The organism is Mycobacterium sp., from assembly GCF_049673265.1.
Classification (GTDB): domain Bacteria; phylum Actinomycetota; class Actinomycetes; order Mycobacteriales; family Mycobacteriaceae; genus Mycobacterium.
In genome coordinates, this window is the sequence record NZ_JBATXN010000281.1 from 1 (window position 1) to 2,716 (window position 2,716).

General features: G+C 65.4%; 2 protein-coding genes and 2 pseudogenes. 3 read left to right on the top strand and 1 reads right to left on the bottom strand.

What is annotated here, in order from left to right:
* The 3 genes and pseudogenes from WBF82_RS09765 to WBF82_RS09775 all read left to right on the top strand — a co-directional run.
* Positions 1–300: pseudogene (locus WBF82_RS09765) on the top strand (hypothetical protein); the annotation flags it as partial.
* 9 nt (positions 301–309) lie between these two features.
* The gene (locus WBF82_RS09770; RefSeq protein WP_424382842.1) at positions 310–540 is read left to right on the top strand and encodes a hypothetical protein; all 231 of its coding nucleotides are present in this window, start codon (positions 310–312) and stop codon (positions 538–540) included.
* Between the two features lie 3 nt (positions 541–543).
* Entirely contained in the window at positions 544–1,725 is a 1,182-nt protein-coding gene (locus WBF82_RS09775) for a winged helix DNA-binding domain-containing protein (RefSeq protein WP_424382843.1), read from the top strand.
* 14 nt (positions 1,726–1,739) lie between these two features.
* Here WBF82_RS09775 and WBF82_RS09780 read toward each other — a convergent pair.
* Positions 1,740–2,716: pseudogene (locus WBF82_RS09780) on the bottom strand (excinuclease ABC subunit UvrA); the annotation flags it as partial.

A 2,716-nucleotide genomic window follows, 5' to 3' on the forward strand; every position in this document is an offset into this window, starting at 1 on the left:
GCTGCTGCCGGTGTGGACGCGCCGTCGCAGCCACGCGGTGCTGGTCGCGGTCTGGCTAGCGGTCAACCCTGTCGTGTTTGGGCGACCCGCGCGATGCTTGGCGAGGAACTGTGGATCACCATCCGGCCCAGGGACTCCGCCGCCGCATTGAGCGCTGTGACCTCAGTGATCGCCGTTGCGGCAATCGTCGCCGCACGTCAACGTCGGGCTGTACTTGCAGCAGTTGCGACCGCAGCGCAGATGGCGTTGACCCTCGTGTACTGGCAACAAATGGTTCGCTACTTCGACCGCCACGGGTAACGTGAAACCATGCCCGACGAGCCAGACAGCGACCCTGGATACGACAATTCAGGTGTACCGACATTCGAATCGGTCCGCGAGAAGATCGAGACTCGATACGGGACCTCAATCGGCGCAGCCGAATTGGATGCCGAGACTCCCGAAGGCCGCAATGTGGAGGAGCAGTACGAAGATCGGCAACGGGCGGCGGCCGAACGGCTGGCCCAAATCCGTAAATCGATAAACGACGATACCCGCTGAGCGGTGCGAACTTTCAGTATCACCGAGCGACGGAACCGCTTGGTGTTCAGGCACTTTCCGCGTGCCCTCGGTTCGACGCCGATAACGGCGATCACCACCGCACTGGTCGGCCTGCACGCTACTGATCCCGCTACCCCGTACCTGTCGTTGTGGGCACGGTATCCCGGCTTCGTCACCGGCGACCTCGACGCTGAGCTCTACCGAAAGCGGTCCATGCTGCGGCATCTGGCCATGCGCCGAACCCTGTGGCTGATCAATGCCGAAGACCTGGCGATCGTTCAGCCGGCAGCCAGCGACCGAGTCGCCGCCAACGAACGCCGCCGGCTGATCGCCGACGCGCAAAAGGCGGGCGCCGCCGCGGACGGCGAGCGCTGGCTGGACCGCGCCTGCGCTGCCGTGCTGCAACACCTCGGCGAGCACGGCCCTGCAACTAGCACCGAGCTGCGCGCCGCGCTCCCCGAGTTGGCCGGCGTCTACGATCCAGCCCCCGGAAAGCCTTGGGGCGGTATGGTTCCGCTCGCCCCGCGTGTGTTGACGGTGCTCTCTTCGCGCGGCGATATCGTGCGCGGACCCAACGACGGAAGCTGGACCACGTCACGATCGCGTTGGGCCACTATCGTCAGTTGGCTGCACGAGAATGCCGAACCGGTGCCCGCAGATGCGGCTTGGGCCGCGCTCACCCGCCGGTGGTTGCGGACGTTCGGGCCAGCCACTGTCGAAGACATCAAGTGGTGGTTCGGCACCACCGTGACCGCGGTGCGCAAGGCGCTGGCCGACATTGACGCGGTCGCCGTCGACCTGCACGGCAACCCCGGCCACGTATTGCCTGACGACTTGGAGCCCGAACCGGACGTGCCACAACAGTGCGCGTTGCTACCGGGACTCGACGCGACCACCATGGGCTGGTATCAACGCGACTGGTATGTCGGCGAACACCGCGACCAGGTTTTCGACAGCAACGGCAATGCCGGCCCGACCGCCTGGTGGAACGGCCGTGTGGTGGGCGGCTGGTATCAGGATGCCGACGCTCAGGTACAGCTGCAGCTGCTGGAGGATCCCGGTCGTGATGCGCGGCGTGCGCTGCAGCGACGGGCCGAGGAGCTCACCGCGTGGCTCGACGGGGTGCGGATCAGTCCACGGTTTCCGTCGAAGCTTTCCAAGGCCGGTGCCAGCTCGGCGAGCTAATGCACGAAACCTGCCTAGGCGCTGACCTTCCGCCGCCGGTTTGACCGCCGCGGTGTACTGGCCGATGCCCCAGTGCCGCTGAGGGTTTCGGCGAGGAACTTCCCGGTATAGCTTTCCGGCACCGCAGCAATGTCCTCCGGCGCGCCCTCGGCGACGATGGTCCCACCTTCGGCGCCGCCCTCCGGCCCCATGTCGATGATCCAGTCGGACGTCTTGATGACGTCCAGGTTGTGCTCGATGACGATCACCGTATTGCCTTTGTCGACAAGGCCATTGATGACGCCCAGCAACTTGCGGATGTCATCGAAATGCAAACCGGTAGTGGGCTCGTCGAGGATGTACACCGTGCGCCCAGTGGAGCGCTTCTGCAACTCCGACGCCAGCTTGACGCGCTGGGCCTCACCGCCGGACAGCGTGGGCGCGGGCTGACCGAGCCGCACATAGCCCAGGCCGACATCGACCAGCGTCTGGAGATACCGGTGGATGCCGGTGATCGGCTGGAAGAACTCCGCGGCCTCCTCAATCGACATATCCAGGACCTCGGCGATGGTCTTGCCCTTGTAATGCACCTCGAGGGTTTCCCGGTTGTAGCGGGCGCCCTGACACACCTCGCACGGCACGTACACGTCGGGCAGGAAGTTCATCTCGATCTTGATGGTGCCGTCGCCGGTGCACGCCTCGCAGCGCCCGCCCTTGACGTTGAACGAGAACCTGCCCGGTTGATAACCGCGGACCTTGGCCTCGGTGGTTGCGGCGAAAAGGGTGCGGATCTTGTCGAAGACCCCGGTGTAGGTAGCCGGATTGGATCGCGGTGTGCGACCAATCGGTGATTGGTCGACGCGCACCAGCTTGTCCACGTGGGCCAGGCCGGTGACGCGGACATGCCGGCCCGGGACCTGCCGAGCGCCATTGAGCCGGTTGGCCAGCACCGCGGCAAGGATGTCGTTGACCAGCGTCGACTTGCCGGAGCCCGATACGCCGGTGACGGACG